Genomic DNA, 13,522 nt, shown 5'->3' with positions numbered 1-13,522 from the left:
TCTTTTTCGCATCGGCCCGAACCCGAACCTTTTCCGCCTCGGCCGCTTTGGCTGCGGCCCCGGCCAGAAGAACCCCCAACGCGCCCAGAATGATCAACTCACCCATCATCTCAGCGGCGCTCCAACTCTTGCAGTTTCAGCCCGACCCACCACAGCAAGGCGATCGTGCCAAAGGGAACCAGACACAGCAGGCACCAGTATTTGTTGATCCCGAAGAACGGCAATATCTTCACCATCGGAATGATGGTCAGCGCAGACAGGATCAGCCACCAGATGCCACCCATTATTCAGTCTCCTGTTTTTCATCCCCCGGCAGAATGTAGTTCGCACCCTCCCACGGGGACATGAAATCAAACTGACGGTATTCCTGCACCAGGCTGACCGGCTCGTAGACCACGCGCTTTTGCGCCTCGTCATAGCGGACCTCGGTATAGCCGGTGGTCGGGAAATCCTTGCGCAGTGGGTAACCACGGAACCCATAGTCGGTCAGGATGCGCCGCAGGTCCGGATGGCCCGAGAACAGGATGCCGAACATGTCGAACACCTCACGCTCGAACCAATTGGCCGAGGGTTGCACGTCAACGATCGACGGCACCATGTCGTCTTCACGGATCGAGACCCGCAGCCGGATACGCTGGTTCTGGTACATCGACAGGAAATGGTACACCACGTCGAACCGTTTGGCGCGCTCGGGGTAATCCACGCCAGTGATGTCCACAAGGGTCGAAAACTGGCAGCTGCGATCAGATTTCAGGAACTCAATGAATTCCACGAGATTCGACGGTGCCACGTCCACGTTCAGTTCGCCATGGGTCACATCCCACGACAGAACACAATCAGACCGTTTCAGCTCCAGCTGTGCGCCGAGTTCTTTGAGTGCTTCACTCATTGCGGCCCTCCTGCAAAACTTCGTCATAGAACGTAGCTTCTGCGTCGTAAGATTTGAACAACTTCGCCATAAAGTCGGGCATAACCGTCTTTGCGACGTTCTCGCCCGCATAATTCGCAACAGCGGCCATGTCACGCCATTTGGTCAGTACCATGACTTGGCAGGGATCCTGATCGCGCCGGACGAGGAAGGACACGCTTTCAAACCCATCCACGGCGCGCATGCCGGGGAGCGCACGTGTCCGAAAAGTACCGACCCACTCGGCAACATCGTCTCGGGCAACCACAGCCTCCCAGCGCCTGACAACCAGATCACTCATCGCACAATCGTTCCCGTGCGGCGGATTTTGCGTTGCAACTGCATCAAACCGTAAAGCAGTGCCTCAGCAGTCGGAGGGCAGCCGGGCACGTAGATGTCCACCGGAACAACCCGGTCACAGCCACGTACGACGGAATAGGAATAGTGGTAATACCCCCCGCCATTCGCGCAGGAGCCCATCGAGATCACATAGCGCGGCTCGGGCATCTGGTCATAGACCTTCCGCAACGCCGGGGCCATCTTGTTGGTCAGCGTTCCCGCCACGATCATCACGTCCGACTGGCGCGGAGACGCCCGGGGCGCGATGCCGAACCGTTCCGCATCATAACGTGGCATCGAAGTATGCATCATCTCAACCGCGCAGCAGGCCAGTCCAAAGGTCATCCAGTGCAACGAGCCGGTGCGGGCCCAGTTGATGATGTCTTCGGTCGAGGTCAGCAGGAAACCCTTGTCCTGCAACTCGGCGTTCAGGGCCTGAGTGGCGACTTCCTTGTCGACATCGGCAGTGTTGGCACCTGTCATCACTCCCATTCCAGCGCCCCTTTCTTCCATTCATAGGCAAAGCCGATGGTCAGAACACCCAGGAACACCATCATGGACCAGAACCCGACATCGCTGATGTCTCTGAAGCCCACGGCCCACGGAAACAGGAAAGCGATCTCTAGATCGAAGATGATGAACAGAATCGAAACCAGATAGAATCGGACGTCGAATTTCATCCGCGCATCGTCGAAGGCATTGAAACCACACTCATATGCGCTGACCTTTTCGGGGTCGGGATTGCGGACGGCCAGTACGACGGCGGCCAGAATCAAGACGATCCCAAGGCCCACGGCAACGGCCAGAAACACCAGAATCGGGAGGTACTCCCGCAGCAGGTCTTCCACGAATAGCTCCTTTCCTGCGCACATGTCTTGTCGGGTGCGCCGTCAATTGGCGTGTTGACTGGACATTCTCTATCTCTGCGGGGTCAGAGGGTCAACCGAACACAGCCCCCTTCGCGATCAAACCTGCGTTTGACAGCGCGGCATAGAATCGCAGCACCGGCGTTTGACTTTGGCTTGGCGGAACCTGGTAAAACCTACTTATTCCATGCAGGTTTTCGTTTTTCAAAAAACGCCGCGATCCCTTCGCGTGCCTCTTGTGTTTCCCAGCGCTCGACCAACTCGCCTATGGTCTGATCGATCACGGCATCGTCGATGCGCGGACCCAGAGCGCGTACCAGCGCTTTGGCAGAGGCAACCGCCCCGGGCGCGCAAGACAAATAGGGGCGAATTTCGTCCTCAACCGCGTCCGAAAGCCGATCTGCCGAAACGGTTTTCGCCAGCAGGCCCAGATCAACGGCCTCGGACGCATCGAACAAACGGGCAGACATGAACACCCGGCGCGCGCGGGCTTCGCCCATGCGGGCGATGACATAGGGGCCAATTGTTGCGGGGATCAGCCCCAGGCGCGTTTCGGTCAACCCCATCTTCAGACTGTCGACCCCGATCGCGACATCGCACACGGCCGCCATGCCCACCCCGCCCCCAAAGGCATTGCCCTGCAACGCCCCGATCAGAGGCTTTGGCATCGTGTTCAGAGCCTGCAACATCTCGGCCAGCTTGCGCGCCTCGACAAAACGCGTCTTTTTGTCAGCCGCTATCTGGTCCTGCATCCACCCCAGATCACCGCCGGCACAAAACGTCTTGCCCGCCGCGGCCAAAACGACCGCCCGGACCGCGTCATCCTGACCAAGTTGCGATGCGGCGTCGGTCAATTCCGTGATCATCTGCCCCGACATGGCATTGTGTTTTTCAGGCCGGTTCAGGGTAAGCGTCGCGACACCGCGCATATCCGTCGAGATCGTGATCGTTTCAAACATGTCAGCCCCTCAAAGCCCTGGCCATCTGCGCGGCCTCTTCAATAACGTCGATATCCAGGCCAGTTTCATACCCCAGCCGCTGCAAATGCGCCGCAACTTCCTCGGTGGCCACGTTACCGGCCGCACCCGGGGCGTAAGGGCAACCGCCCAACCCACCCACGGCTGCATCGAACACCCGCACGCCCAGCGCCAATGCCGCATCAATGTTGTCGATCGCGCGCCCGTTGGTGTCATGGAAATGCCCCGCCAGCCGCGTCACCGGAACCCTTTCGCGCACTGCCAGAAGCATATGTGCAACCTTGTCCGGAGTTCCCTGCCCAATCGTGTCGCCCAGCGAAACCTCGTAACAGCCCAGCGCGAAAAGCCGATCAGCAACCTCAGCCACTTTTTCGGGCGGCGTCGGACCGTCATACGGGCAATCCGTCACGCATGAGACATAGCCACGAACCGGCAGGTCGATATGGCGCGCCGCCTCCAGAATCGGCGTGAACCGCTCGATCGACTCGGCGATGGAGGCATTGATATTGGCCTTCGAGAATCCTTCGGAGGCCGAGGCGAACACGGCGATCTCGTCCGCCTTGGCCGCCAGCGCGTCGCCATAGCCATGCATGTTCGGCGTCAGCGCGGCATAGCGCACCCCATTCGCACGCGTGATCCCCCCCAGCACCTGAGCGGAACCCGCCATCTGCGGCACCCATTTCGGGGACACGAAGCTTGCAACTTCGATCCGGCGAAACCCCGCACGGCTGAGACAGTCGATCAAGGCGATCTTGTCCGCGACCGGTATTTCGCGCTTTTCGTTTTGCAGCCCGTCGCGCGGCCCGACCTCATAGATTTCGACCAGCTCACCCATGTCCGCCCCCCTTCTGGATTGTCGTCGTTTCAAGCAATTATCGTCTGACCTTGGCACGCCGCGTTGCGCGGGTACAGATCAAGCTTCGTCCTCCAACCTCACCAGAGCAGCCCCGGCTTCGACCTGCGAACCATCCTCGACCAGCACTTCGGCAACGATCCCGTCCCGCGCCGCAAGCAGCGAATGCTCCATCTTCATCGCTTCCAAAATGGCCAGACGATCGCCTTTCTGTACGGTTTGTCCCGCTGTGGCAAAGACGGCTTTGACCAGACCGGGCATAGGCGCCTCGATCACATTGGTGTCGCCGGTCGCGCTGGTATCCCGGTCCAGCGGATCGATGACGTCGAAGCTCTGACCGTAATCGGTGAAAACCGTCAGGGTCCCGTTATGTGCGGCAACGCGAGGCATCGGCGTGCCGTTCAACATCCAGCGCCCGGCGGTGCGTTCGGCAACGACGCGGTTTTCGCCAACCTGCCAAATCTGGCGATCCGGGCCATCGACCTGCACATCCAGATCCAGCACGTCGTCGCGACGGGACAATTGCACGGCACGATGCAGCGGCGCCCACAGCGAAAACCCGGTTTCCGGATCGACATCCACCAGATCCAATGCCGTCATCGCAGCCGCGACCGCGGTAACATCCGACGGCTCGGGTTCCTGCACCAACGTTTCAAGGTCTCGCCCGATCAGCCCCGTATCGACATCGCACGAGGCAAATCCTTCGTGACGCGTCAACGCGCCCAGAAAGGCCAGATTGGTAACAGTACCTGCAACTTCGGTCTGTTGCAGCACCCGGTTCAACGTCTCAAGCGCAACGGCACGCGTCGATCCATGCACCACCACCTTGGCGATCATCGGGTCATACCACGGGCTGATCGTGTCCCCGGCGCGAACGCCGCTATCGGCGCGACAGTTGCCGGGGAAAACCAGATGAGTCAGCGTTCCCGTCGCGGGCAGGAACCCTTTCGGCACATCCTCGGCATACAAACGAGCCTCGAAGGCATGGCCAGAGATCGCAAGATCATCCTGTTTCTTGGGAAGGCTCTCGCCTGCGGCCACGCGAAGCTGCCACTCGACCAAATCGATCCCCGTGATGGCCTCTGTCACCGGGTGCTCCACCTGAAGGCGCGTGTTCATTTCCATGAACCAGAATCTGTCGGGGCGCAGCCCGTCCGAGGCATCGACGATGAATTCGACCGTGCCCGCGCCTTTATAGCCGATCGCCTCGGCGGCACGCACGCCGGCCTGACCCATAGCCTCGCGCATTTCAGACGTCATGCCTGGGGCGGGGGCTTCTTCGATCACCTTTTGATGGCGGCGCTGCAACGAGCAGTCCCTTTCAAACAGATGAACGGCATGGGTACCATCGCCGAACACCTGCACTTCGATATGGCGGGGTTTTGCCACGAATTTTTCGACCAGCACGGCATCATTGCCGAAGGCGGTCCGGGCCTCACCCCGCGCGCTGTCGAGCGCGGTCGCGAAATCCTCGGGGCGTTCAACAAGGCGCATCCCCTTGCCGCCGCCGCCCGCAACGGCCTTGATCAGAACCGGATAGCCGATGGCATCCGCTGCACCTGCCAGATGCTCGGGGTCCTGATTGTCGCCGTGATAACCTGGCACGACCGGAACGCCGGCCTTCTCCATCAGAACCTTGGCCGCGTCCTTGAGGCCCATCTTGCGGATCGCATCAGCCGAGGGGCCGATGAACGTCAGCCCCGCCGCCTGTACGGAATCCACGAAATCGGGGTTCTCGGACAGAAAGCCATACCCCGGATGGATCGCCTGTGCGCCGGTGTTCAGCGCGGCCTGAATGATCACATCACCCTTTAAATAACTGTCCGCCGGGGCGGGGCCGCCAATATGAACCGCCTCATCCGCCATCTGAACATGTTTTGCGGCCTCATCCGCATCGGAATAGACAGCAACGCAGGACACGCCCATGGACTGGGCCGTTTCCATGACGCGGCAGGCGATCTCACCCCGGTTGGCAATCAGAATTTTGTTGAACATGGCCTTCACCCTTCCAATGCCAGATCTTCGACGAGACGGAACCGTTCGCACACGAGTTTCATCTCGGGATCAAAGCCGCCGTTTCGCTGGAAATATCGACGATGCTCTTCCCGCCATCCTTCAAGCGTTTCATTTTCACCTTCCGCCAAGGCGAATTCCTCGGTCACATCGCAGTAACGCTGGATCGAAACATCAACGGTTTCAATGACCAACGCCGGAGTGTCATCCCAGTTCAGCGCAATATCGCGGCGACCGGACTTGGGCATCTCAAGGCTGTCATCAGGATAGTTTCTGAGCGCGTCGCAGGTCGCTGTTTTACGGCCAGAACGGACCAAGGCCAGAAGCTCTGAACTCAGCACGGGGTTGTCGCCGAATTTGAAGGTTTGTGCACCGGGATAGCGGGCGATTATGTCTTTCAAACTCTCGCTCATCTCACATCCTGAACACGCCGAAACGTGTCTCCTCGATCGGGGCATTCAGAGCGGCGCTGAGCGACAGGGCCAGCACATCGCGGCTTTTGCGCGGGTCAATGATGCCGTCATCCCACAGCCGCGCCGAGGCGTAGAGCGGGTGCGACTGTTCCTCGAACATATCCAGCGTCGGGCGTTTGAACTCGGCCTCTTCTTCGGCGGACCAGGTGCCACCCTGCCGTTCTATCCCGTCGCGTTTGACGGTGGCCAGAACGCCCGCAGCCTGTTCCCCGCCCATCACCGAAATGCGCGAATTCGGCCAAGTCCACAGAAAGCGCGGCTGATATGCACGACCGGCCATGCCGTAGTTTCCAGCACCAAACGAGCCGCCGACCAGCATCGTGATCTTGGGCACCGAAGTGGTCGCCACCGCCGTCACCATCTTGGCCCCATGCCGCGCGATGCCTTCGTTTTCGTATTTGCGACCGACCATGAAGCCGGTGATGTTTTGCAGGAACACAAGCGGGATTTTGCGTTGCGAACAAAGCTCGACGAAATGGGCACCCTTCTGCGCCGCCTCGGAAAACAGCACGCCGTTATTGGCGATGATCCCCACGGGGCAGCCTTTGACATGGGCAAACCCCGTGACCAGCGTTTCGCCGAAGCGCGGTTTGAATTCGTCGAACCGAGACCCATCGACCAGACGCGCAATCACTTCACGGATGTCATAGGGCGTGCGCAGATCAGCGGGGACGACGCCCAGGATTTCCTCGGGGTCATAGGCCGGGTCTTCGGGGCTGGCCCAATCCACCGTCTGCGGCTTGCGCAAGTTCAGCGATCCGACCGCACGGCGGGCCAAGGCCAGCGCGTGGGCGTCATCCTCGGCCAGATAATCCGCCACCCCAGACAGGCGGGTGTGGACGTCACCTCCGCCCAAATCCTCGGCGCTGACAACTTCTCCGGTTGCGGCCTTGACCAGAGGCGGTCCGGCCAGAAAGATCGTGCCTTGCTCTTTCACGATGATCGTCACATCCGACATCGCGGGTACATAGGCCCCGCCGGCCGTACAGGATCCCATCACCACGGCGATCTGAGGGATGCCCTTCGCGCTCATCCGCGCTTGGTTGTAGAAGATGCGGCCAAAGTGATCGCGGTCGGGAAAGACCTCATCCTGATTGGGCAGGTTCGCGCCACCGCTGTCGACCAGATAGATGCAGGGCAGATGGTTTTCCTCGGCAATCTCCTGCGCGCGGAGGTGTTTCTTGACCGTCATCGGATAGTAGGTGCCGCCTTTCACAGTGGCGTCGTTGCAGACCACCATGATCTGCTGCCCCTGCACAAGTCCAATGCCCGCGATGACGCCAGCACAGGGCGCGACATCGCCATACATCCCATGCGCCGCCGTCGCCCCGATTTCGAGGAACGGAGACCCCGGATCAAGCAGGTTCGCCACCCTTCGGCGGGGGAGCATCTTGCCGCGGGATTCATGCCGCGCGCGGGACTTCTCTCCTCCGCCAATGCGGGCCGCTTCGGCGGCGGCAGAGATTTGGACCAGCGCGTCAAGATGGGCCGCGCGGTTTGCTCTAAAGCCCTCGGAAGCGGGCATGGCTTTGGATGTGAGTTTCATATCAGTGCTATCCCGTTATCCGTTCGATAAACTACAAGTAAGCTGCGCAGGCCGAAGCATCTTGGTCCAACCTGCGACTTGGTTGATTTATTGCTTGTCGACAAAACCACCCAATTCAGCTTGAAGCGTTTGCATCTGCATGAGTGAAAGCCGCGATTTGCAATCGCCTACGACTGCGCCGTAGCCGGAGTTAATGGCATTCCAAGTCGCTTCAATCTCACACATCGCATCTCGGTACTCGATCCAGGCTCTTTGCGCCGCTCGCAACATCTCTTCACTTTCGGCAGTCCGTTCAGAACCATAGGCGTTGTTTCGTGCAGCCGCCAAATAAATGGGGTAAATCTCATTGAGCTTTGCATCAATTTCCTCGAATGCGGCGTAGCTACAATAATATGCGCCACCCGCCGTAGAGAGATTTTGTGTAAACCGATTGCAGCGACTTAGGGCGTGCTCAAAGCACGTCAGTTGGTCAGAGTATTCCCAATTGAAGCACTCAGCCAAATTGAGATGAGTCTCGGAATCAAAGTCATCAATAGACTGCAACGGTTGAGCGAGTGTTACCGCTGGAAACGCGCTGAACACACTGAAAACTATAGTTGAGATTAAGGCTCTCATTTTATTCCTTTTTCGTGTTTTTGTGGTTGTGTACCAAACGAATACGGTGCTTCAGCCAAAGCATCAATTCCCGCATTAGTTGAAATTGCAGTCTCCCCCGCCGCCCGCGCCTTCAACTCCTTGCGGATCACCTTCCCCGTCACCGTCATCGGCAGCTCCTCGAGAAACGCCACCTCGCGCGGGTAGGAGTAATGGGCCAACCGATCCTTGACCCAATCCTGCAACTCGGCACCCGTGGCCTCGGCCCCCGGTTTCAACACCACATACGCCTTCACGATCTCGGTCCGCAGCGGGTCGGGCTTGCCGACCACGCCCACGGTGGCCACCGCCGGATGGGTCAGCAGGCAATCCTCGATCTCGGCCGGGCCAATGCGGTAACCCGCCGAGGTGATCACGTCATCATCCCGACCGATAAAGCGCAGATAGTCGCCTTCCCACACGCCGCGATCTCCGGTGATCAGCCAATCACCCCGGAACTTCTCGGCCGTCGCTTGCGGATTGTTCCAGTATTCCAGCAGCATCGAGGCCGAACCCCGCCGGATGGCGACATCGCCTTCCTCGGTGGTCGGGATGCCGTCATCGTCGATCACCGCGACTTCATGCCCGGGCACCGGCTTGCCGATACAGCCGGGTTGAACAGGGAAATCCTCGGCGCAGGAGGATACGACCATGTTGCATTCGGTCTGGCCGTAGAATTCGTTGATCGTCAGACCAAACGCACCTTGGCCCCAGGCCAGCATCTCGGCCCCCAGCGGCTCACCCCCGGACGCAACCGAGCGCAAACCGGGGATCGCCTGATCCGCCGCCTTGAGCATCCGCAGTGCGGTTGGCGGAAAGAACACATTCCGCACCCCGCCCCGCGCAATGATCTCGGCGCAGGCTTCGGGGGTGAACTTCTCAAGCCGTGCCGCGACAACCGGGATACCCAGCGCAAGGCCCGGCATCAGCACATCGAACAACCCGCCGATCCACGCCCAATCCGCCGGGGTCCACAGGCAGTCTCCTTCGCGCAGGTGATTGTGGCTGATCGAGACACCCGGCAAATGCCCGGTCAGAACCCGATGCCCGTGCAGTGCGCCTTTGGGGCTGCCGGTTGTACCAGAGGTGTAGATCAATACGGCAGGATCCTCGGGCCCTGTCGCGGCATAGGGCAGCGCTGGACCGGTCACGCCAATTTCGGATGCGATCAGAGGTTCGGCCAGATCGCCCAGCAGATCCGCTCCTTCAGCATCGGTCAGCACGATCTGAACGCCTGCATCGCCCGCCCGCGACCGCAGCGCATCCTGCTTGAACAACTTGAACAAGGGCACCGAAATCGCGCCGATCTTCCAGATCGCCAAATGAGCTGCCGCACACCAGGGTGACTGGCTCAGCAGCACTCCGACCCGATCACCGGGCCAGACGCGGGCCAGCAGGGCGCGGGCGATCCCATCAGCCATTTGCGCCAGTTGCCCAAAGGTTATCAGCCGCTGCCCTGATCCGGTCAGATCGATAAGCGCCACCTGATCACCTGGATGGTTCAGACATTGCTGCGCCATGTTCAGCCGGTCCGGTATGTCCCAGCCTCCTCCTGAGCGCAAACCCGGTATGCGCTCAGCGTGCAGCAACGCGAATTCCCCTTGTTTTCCTGATGCTTCGCGATCTGACCTTGGGCAGACACATCACGCAAACTTGATGCAGATCAGAGTGGCCGGACACCGCCCTTGCGAAACCAAGAGCATCAACATAACCAAAGGCAAGAATATGACAAAGAAACTCGCCGCTTTGACACTGTCTACCGCATTGGTCGCCCTGGCGGCTCCGGCTTTGGCCCAGTCGCAAGGGGACTGGACGCTGGGTATCGGTGTTGGCTATCTGGACCCGAAATCCGACAACGGCACGCTGGCCGGTGCACCAGCGACGATCGACGCGGACACCCGCCCGATTTTCACCGCCGAGTACTTTATTCGCGACAACCTGGGCATCGAGCTTCTGGCTGCGACCCCGTTCAAACACACCGTGGCCCTTGGCGGTACGGACGCGGCAACGGTCAAGCACCTGCCGCCCACCTTGTCGCTGAACTATCACTTCCCGACCAACAGCGCCTGGAAACCCTATGTCGGCGCCGGTCTCAACTATACGATCTTCTTCGACGAGCAATCGCCCCTGGGCAACATCAAGGTCGATGACTCCTTCGGCGTCTCGTTGCAGGCCGGTCTGGATTACATGGTCACCGACAACGGGGCGATCCGCCTGAACGTGCGCTGGTTCGACATTGACTCGGACGTCTCGCTCAACGGCGCCCCCATCGGCACCGCGGAAATCGATCCCTGGCTGGTCGGTGTTTCCTACGTCCATCGGTTCTGATCCTGTTTCCAAAGCGCCCTGCGGTTACCTCGTCCGCAGGGCGTTCTTTCTTTCAGAGCATTTCATTCATCATTTCGCGGCCGATCAGCATCCGGCGAATCTCGCTGGTGCCTGCGCCGATTTCCATCAGCTTGGCATCCCGGAAAATCCGGCTGACCGGCGCATCCGACAGGAAGCCCGCCCCGCCCAGCGCCTGAACCGCCTGATGGGCCTGAACCATCGCCTGTTCCGACGCGTAAAGGCAGCACGCTGCCGCATCCTGTCGGGTCACGTCACCGCGGTCACACGCCTTGGCGACTTCATAGACATAGGCCCGCGCAGAGTTCATCGCGGTGTACATGTCGGCAATCTTGCCCTGCATCAACTGAAAGCTGCCGATAGGTTTGCCGAACTGCTTGCGTTCAGCCAGATAAGGCATCACTTCGTCCAGACAGGCGGCCATGATGCCGGTCCCGATGCCTGCCAGCACGACCCGCTCATAATCCAGCCCCGACATGAGCACGGCAACACCCTTGCCCTCTTCGCCCAACACGTTCTCGAACGGAACCTCTACATCTTCAAAGATCAGCTCAGCCGTGTTCGACCCGCGCATACCCAGCTTGTCGAAATGGGGCGAGGTTGAAAAACCCTTCATCTCTTTTTCGATCAGAAATGCGGTAATACCCTTCGATCCGGCATCGGGGTCCGTCTTGGCATAAACCACCAGAGTATCCGCATCCGGCCCGTTGGTGATCCAGTATTTGTTGCCGTTCAGACGGTAATGGTCGTTCCGCTTTTCCGCGCGCAGCTTCATCGACACCACATCCGACCCGGCCGAAGGTTCCGACATGGCCAGCGCCCCCACATGCTCGCCCGAGATCAGCCGCGGCAGGTACTTTTGCTTCTGTTCTTCATTGCCGTTCAGCTTGATCTGGTTCACGCACAGGTTCGAATGCGCCCCGTATGACAAAGAAACCGAAGCTGAAGCGCGCGCGACCTCTTCGACGGCGATCGTATGCGCCAGATAAGACATGCCTGCACCGCCGTACTCTTCCGGCACGGTAACACCCAGCAGACCAAGCTCTCCCATCTCTTTCCACAGCTCGTTCGGAAAGGCATTGTTGGCGTCGATCTCGGCCGCCATCGGCTTGACACGCTCCTGCGCCCAGCGATGCACCATCTCGCGCAGGGCATTCACATCCTCACCCAGATCGAACTTCATCGTGGCCATGAACATCTGCGTCTTCCCTCCGCTTTAATGAACAAGTGTTCAATAAATCTCTAGCAGCGAATCTGCTGCCGGTCAATCTTTGTGACAGCGCGTCCGAAATGGAAAACGCCGCCCCACAAAGGGCGGCGTTTCAAAAGATCGAGCGTGCGCCGCAGGCGCACTCCGCTTGGTCAAGACTGATAAACCGCGCTCACTTCGGCCCGGATGATCCGGGCGATCAATCGACAATCCTCCAGGGAAAACGTCAAAGGCACGCGCATATCCATAACGCCGGCCAGAACGCGGTCACTTTTAGGCATCCGCTCGCTATCGAAATATCGCCAACTGTCATAGCGCGACGTGAATCCTGTCGGTTCGGCACCGCCGAACCACTTCAGCTCAACCCCACGCGCCGCGCAACGGTTGATCACTTCGGCTATCCGTTCAGGCGCCCAATCCAGCAGCAGGAACTGAATCGAAGACCCGACATAGGTTTCCTCTTCGGGCCGTTCGACGATCGTCAGGCCCGACGTACCCCGCAACCCGGTTTCGATCTCGCGATAACGTTCGTTCCACCGGGCCACCTGTCGGTCCAGATCCCGCAATTGCGGGCGCAGGATCGCCGCGCGCAAATTGTCCATCCGGCCCGAGACGTTGGGCGTGGTGTATTTGATCCGCTCGAACACGTCCGGCCCCGGCGCCGCAAGATGGCGTTCGTACAACATGTAGGACCCCGACAACATCGTAGCCTTTGCCGCAAGCTCCTCGTCATCGGTGACCAGCAAGCCCCCTTCGCCCGAATTGACATGCTTGTAGGTCTGACAGGAATAACACCCGATCGCGCCCTGCCGTCCTGACAACTGACCGCGCCAGGCTGCACCCATCGTATGTGCGCAATCCTCGATCACGATCACCCCGGCCGCGTCACACATCTGCATCAGCCGGTCCATATCGCACAGATGCCCGCGCATATGGCTGAGCATCAGAACACGCGCTTGATCCAGCTTGCCCTCAAGATCATCCAGATCGATGGTCAGGTCTTCCGTCACTCCGACAAAAACTGCCCGCCCTCCGACCGAGGCAATCGACCCCGGCACCGGGGCCAGCGTAAACGCATTGGTCAAAACCGGATCGCCCGACTGCACGCCGACCGCGCGCAGGGCCGTGGCCAGAGCGTAACCGCCAGACGAAACCGCAAGACAGTATTTGGCCCCCATCTGCGCCGCAAATTCCTGCTCAAGCAGGGCCGTTTCCCCCAACTCTCCGGGGACGACATTGTATCGATGCAGACGCCCATGGCGCAGAACGGCCAGTGCGGCCTCGATTGCATCTTCCGGAAGGGGTTCCTGCTGCGTAAAGCTGCCAGAGAATACGTCGGTCATGGTCTTGTTCTGAGGC

General features: G+C 59.7%; 15 protein-coding genes. 1 reads left to right on the top strand and 14 read right to left on the bottom strand.

From position 1 onward, the window contains the following. Positions 1-110: 110 nt before the first annotated feature. From ACR0A2_RS09065 to ACR0A2_RS09010, 12 genes are all read right to left on the bottom strand, one after another. On the bottom strand, positions 111-284 hold the full coding sequence (locus tag ACR0A2_RS09065; RefSeq protein ID WP_010442775.1) for a hypothetical protein: 174 nt from the start codon (positions 282-284) through the stop codon (positions 111-113). Next, positions 284-889 (bottom strand): NADH-quinone oxidoreductase subunit C, encoded by a 606-nt coding sequence (locus ACR0A2_RS09060; RefSeq protein ID WP_480834795.1) that lies wholly within the window; start codon positions 887-889, stop codon positions 284-286. The genes ACR0A2_RS09065 and ACR0A2_RS09060 overlap by 1 nt, the downstream gene beginning before the upstream one ends. After that, on the bottom strand, positions 882-1,208 hold the full coding sequence (locus ACR0A2_RS09055) for an antibiotic biosynthesis monooxygenase (protein WP_480834794.1): 327 nt from the start codon (positions 1,206-1,208) through the stop codon (positions 882-884). Before ACR0A2_RS09055 ends, ACR0A2_RS09060 begins: the two co-directional genes overlap by 8 nt. Further along, positions 1,205-1,738, bottom strand: a complete 534-nt coding sequence (locus ACR0A2_RS09050; protein WP_480834793.1) for a NuoB/complex I 20 kDa subunit family protein — start codon at positions 1,736-1,738, stop codon at positions 1,205-1,207. Before ACR0A2_RS09050 ends, ACR0A2_RS09055 begins: the two co-directional genes overlap by 4 nt. Then, positions 1,729-2,094, bottom strand: coding sequence for an NADH-quinone oxidoreductase subunit A (locus ACR0A2_RS09045; RefSeq protein WP_068335558.1), 366 nt, complete (start codon positions 2,092-2,094; stop codon positions 1,729-1,731). Before ACR0A2_RS09045 ends, ACR0A2_RS09050 begins: the two co-directional genes overlap by 10 nt. Before the next feature lie 194 nt (positions 2,095-2,288). Continuing rightward, positions 2,289-3,071 (bottom strand): crotonase/enoyl-CoA hydratase family protein, encoded by a 783-nt coding sequence (locus ACR0A2_RS09040; protein ID WP_171725634.1) that lies wholly within the window; start codon positions 3,069-3,071, stop codon positions 2,289-2,291. A gap of 1 nt (position 3,072) precedes the next feature. Next, the gene (locus ACR0A2_RS09035) at positions 3,073-3,924 is read right to left on the bottom strand and encodes a hydroxymethylglutaryl-CoA lyase (RefSeq protein ID WP_171231304.1); all 852 of its coding nucleotides are present in this window, start codon (positions 3,922-3,924) and stop codon (positions 3,073-3,075) included. 78 nt (positions 3,925-4,002) lie between these two features. Continuing rightward, positions 4,003-5,937, bottom strand: a complete 1,935-nt coding sequence (locus ACR0A2_RS09030; RefSeq protein WP_480834792.1) for an acetyl/propionyl/methylcrotonyl-CoA carboxylase subunit alpha — start codon at positions 5,935-5,937, stop codon at positions 4,003-4,005. 5 nt (positions 5,938-5,942) lie between these two features. Beyond that, a complete protein-coding gene (locus tag ACR0A2_RS09025) occupies positions 5,943-6,368 on the bottom strand; it encodes an ASCH domain-containing protein (RefSeq protein WP_480834791.1) in 426 nt (141 codons plus the stop codon). A gap of 1 nt (position 6,369) precedes the next feature. Next, complete coding sequence (locus ACR0A2_RS09020) at positions 6,370-7,974, bottom strand: carboxyl transferase domain-containing protein (RefSeq protein WP_480834790.1); 1,605 nt, start codon at positions 7,972-7,974, stop codon at positions 6,370-6,372. 87 nt (positions 7,975-8,061) lie between these two features. Beyond that, positions 8,062-8,589: a lysozyme inhibitor LprI family protein gene (locus ACR0A2_RS09015; protein WP_171329734.1), complete on the bottom strand. Its 528-nt coding sequence runs from the start codon at positions 8,587-8,589 to the stop codon at positions 8,062-8,064. Further along, positions 8,586-10,196, bottom strand: a complete 1,611-nt coding sequence (locus tag ACR0A2_RS09010; RefSeq protein WP_480834789.1) for an AMP-binding protein — start codon at positions 10,194-10,196, stop codon at positions 8,586-8,588. The genes ACR0A2_RS09015 and ACR0A2_RS09010 overlap by 4 nt, the downstream gene beginning before the upstream one ends. Positions 10,197-10,332: 136 nt before the next feature. Between ACR0A2_RS09010 and ACR0A2_RS09005 the strand changes: the two genes are divergently transcribed. Next, positions 10,333-10,935 (top strand): OmpW/AlkL family protein, encoded by a 603-nt coding sequence (locus ACR0A2_RS09005; RefSeq protein WP_152458599.1) that lies wholly within the window; start codon positions 10,333-10,335, stop codon positions 10,933-10,935. A 52-nt stretch (positions 10,936-10,987) separates the two neighbouring features. On the opposite strand, the gene ACR0A2_RS09000 is transcribed toward ACR0A2_RS09005, so the two are convergent. Both ACR0A2_RS09000 and ACR0A2_RS08995 read right to left on the bottom strand, forming a co-directional pair. After that, on the bottom strand, positions 10,988-12,151 hold the full coding sequence (locus ACR0A2_RS09000) for an isovaleryl-CoA dehydrogenase (protein ID WP_480445669.1): 1,164 nt from the start codon (positions 12,149-12,151) through the stop codon (positions 10,988-10,990). Between the two features lie 164 nt (positions 12,152-12,315). Next, positions 12,316-13,506, bottom strand: a complete 1,191-nt coding sequence (locus ACR0A2_RS08995; protein WP_480834788.1) for a DegT/DnrJ/EryC1/StrS family aminotransferase — start codon at positions 13,504-13,506, stop codon at positions 12,316-12,318. Positions 13,507-13,522: the final 16 nt, after the last annotated feature.

This window comes from Ruegeria sp. H8 (assembly GCF_056532905.1).
The sequence above is the reverse complement of the archived record's forward strand: the minus strand, read 5'-3'. Positions and strand labels throughout refer to the sequence as shown.

Coding starts and splice junctions, on each gene's coding strand:
- ACR0A2_RS09065 (WP_010442775.1), bottom strand. CDS start 284: ATGGGTGGCATCTGGTGGCTGATCCTGTCTGCGCTGACCATCATTCCG.
- ACR0A2_RS09060 (WP_480834795.1), bottom strand. CDS start 889: ATGAGTGAAGCACTCAAAGAACTCGGCGCACAGCTGGAGCTGAAACGG.
- ACR0A2_RS09055 (WP_480834794.1), bottom strand. CDS start 1,208: ATGAGTGATCTGGTTGTCAGGCGCTGGGAGGCTGTGGTTGCCCGAGAC.
- ACR0A2_RS09050 (WP_480834793.1), bottom strand. CDS start 1,738: ATGGGAGTGATGACAGGTGCCAACACTGCCGATGTCGACAAGGAAGTC.
- ACR0A2_RS09040 (WP_171725634.1), bottom strand. CDS start 3,071: ATGTTTGAAACGATCACGATCTCGACGGATATGCGCGGTGTCGCGACG.
- ACR0A2_RS09035 (WP_171231304.1), bottom strand. CDS start 3,924: ATGGGTGAGCTGGTCGAAATCTATGAGGTCGGGCCGCGCGACGGGCTG.
- ACR0A2_RS09030 (WP_480834792.1), bottom strand. CDS start 5,937: ATGTTCAACAAAATTCTGATTGCCAACCGGGGTGAGATCGCCTGCCGC.
- ACR0A2_RS09025 (WP_480834791.1), bottom strand. CDS start 6,368: ATGAGCGAGAGTTTGAAAGACATAATCGCCCGCTATCCCGGTGCACAA.
- ACR0A2_RS09020 (WP_480834790.1), bottom strand. CDS start 7,974: ATGAAACTCACATCCAAAGCCATGCCCGCTTCCGAGGGCTTTAGAGCA.
- ACR0A2_RS09015 (WP_171329734.1), bottom strand. CDS start 8,589: ATGAGAGCCTTAATCTCAACTATAGTTTTCAGTGTGTTCAGCGCGTTT.
- ACR0A2_RS09005 (WP_152458599.1), top strand. CDS start 10,333: ATGACAAAGAAACTCGCCGCTTTGACACTGTCTACCGCATTGGTCGCC.
- ACR0A2_RS09000 (WP_480445669.1), bottom strand. CDS start 12,151: ATGTTCATGGCCACGATGAAGTTCGATCTGGGTGAGGATGTGAATGCC.
- ACR0A2_RS08995 (WP_480834788.1), bottom strand. CDS start 13,506: ATGACCGACGTATTCTCTGGCAGCTTTACGCAGCAGGAACCCCTTCCG.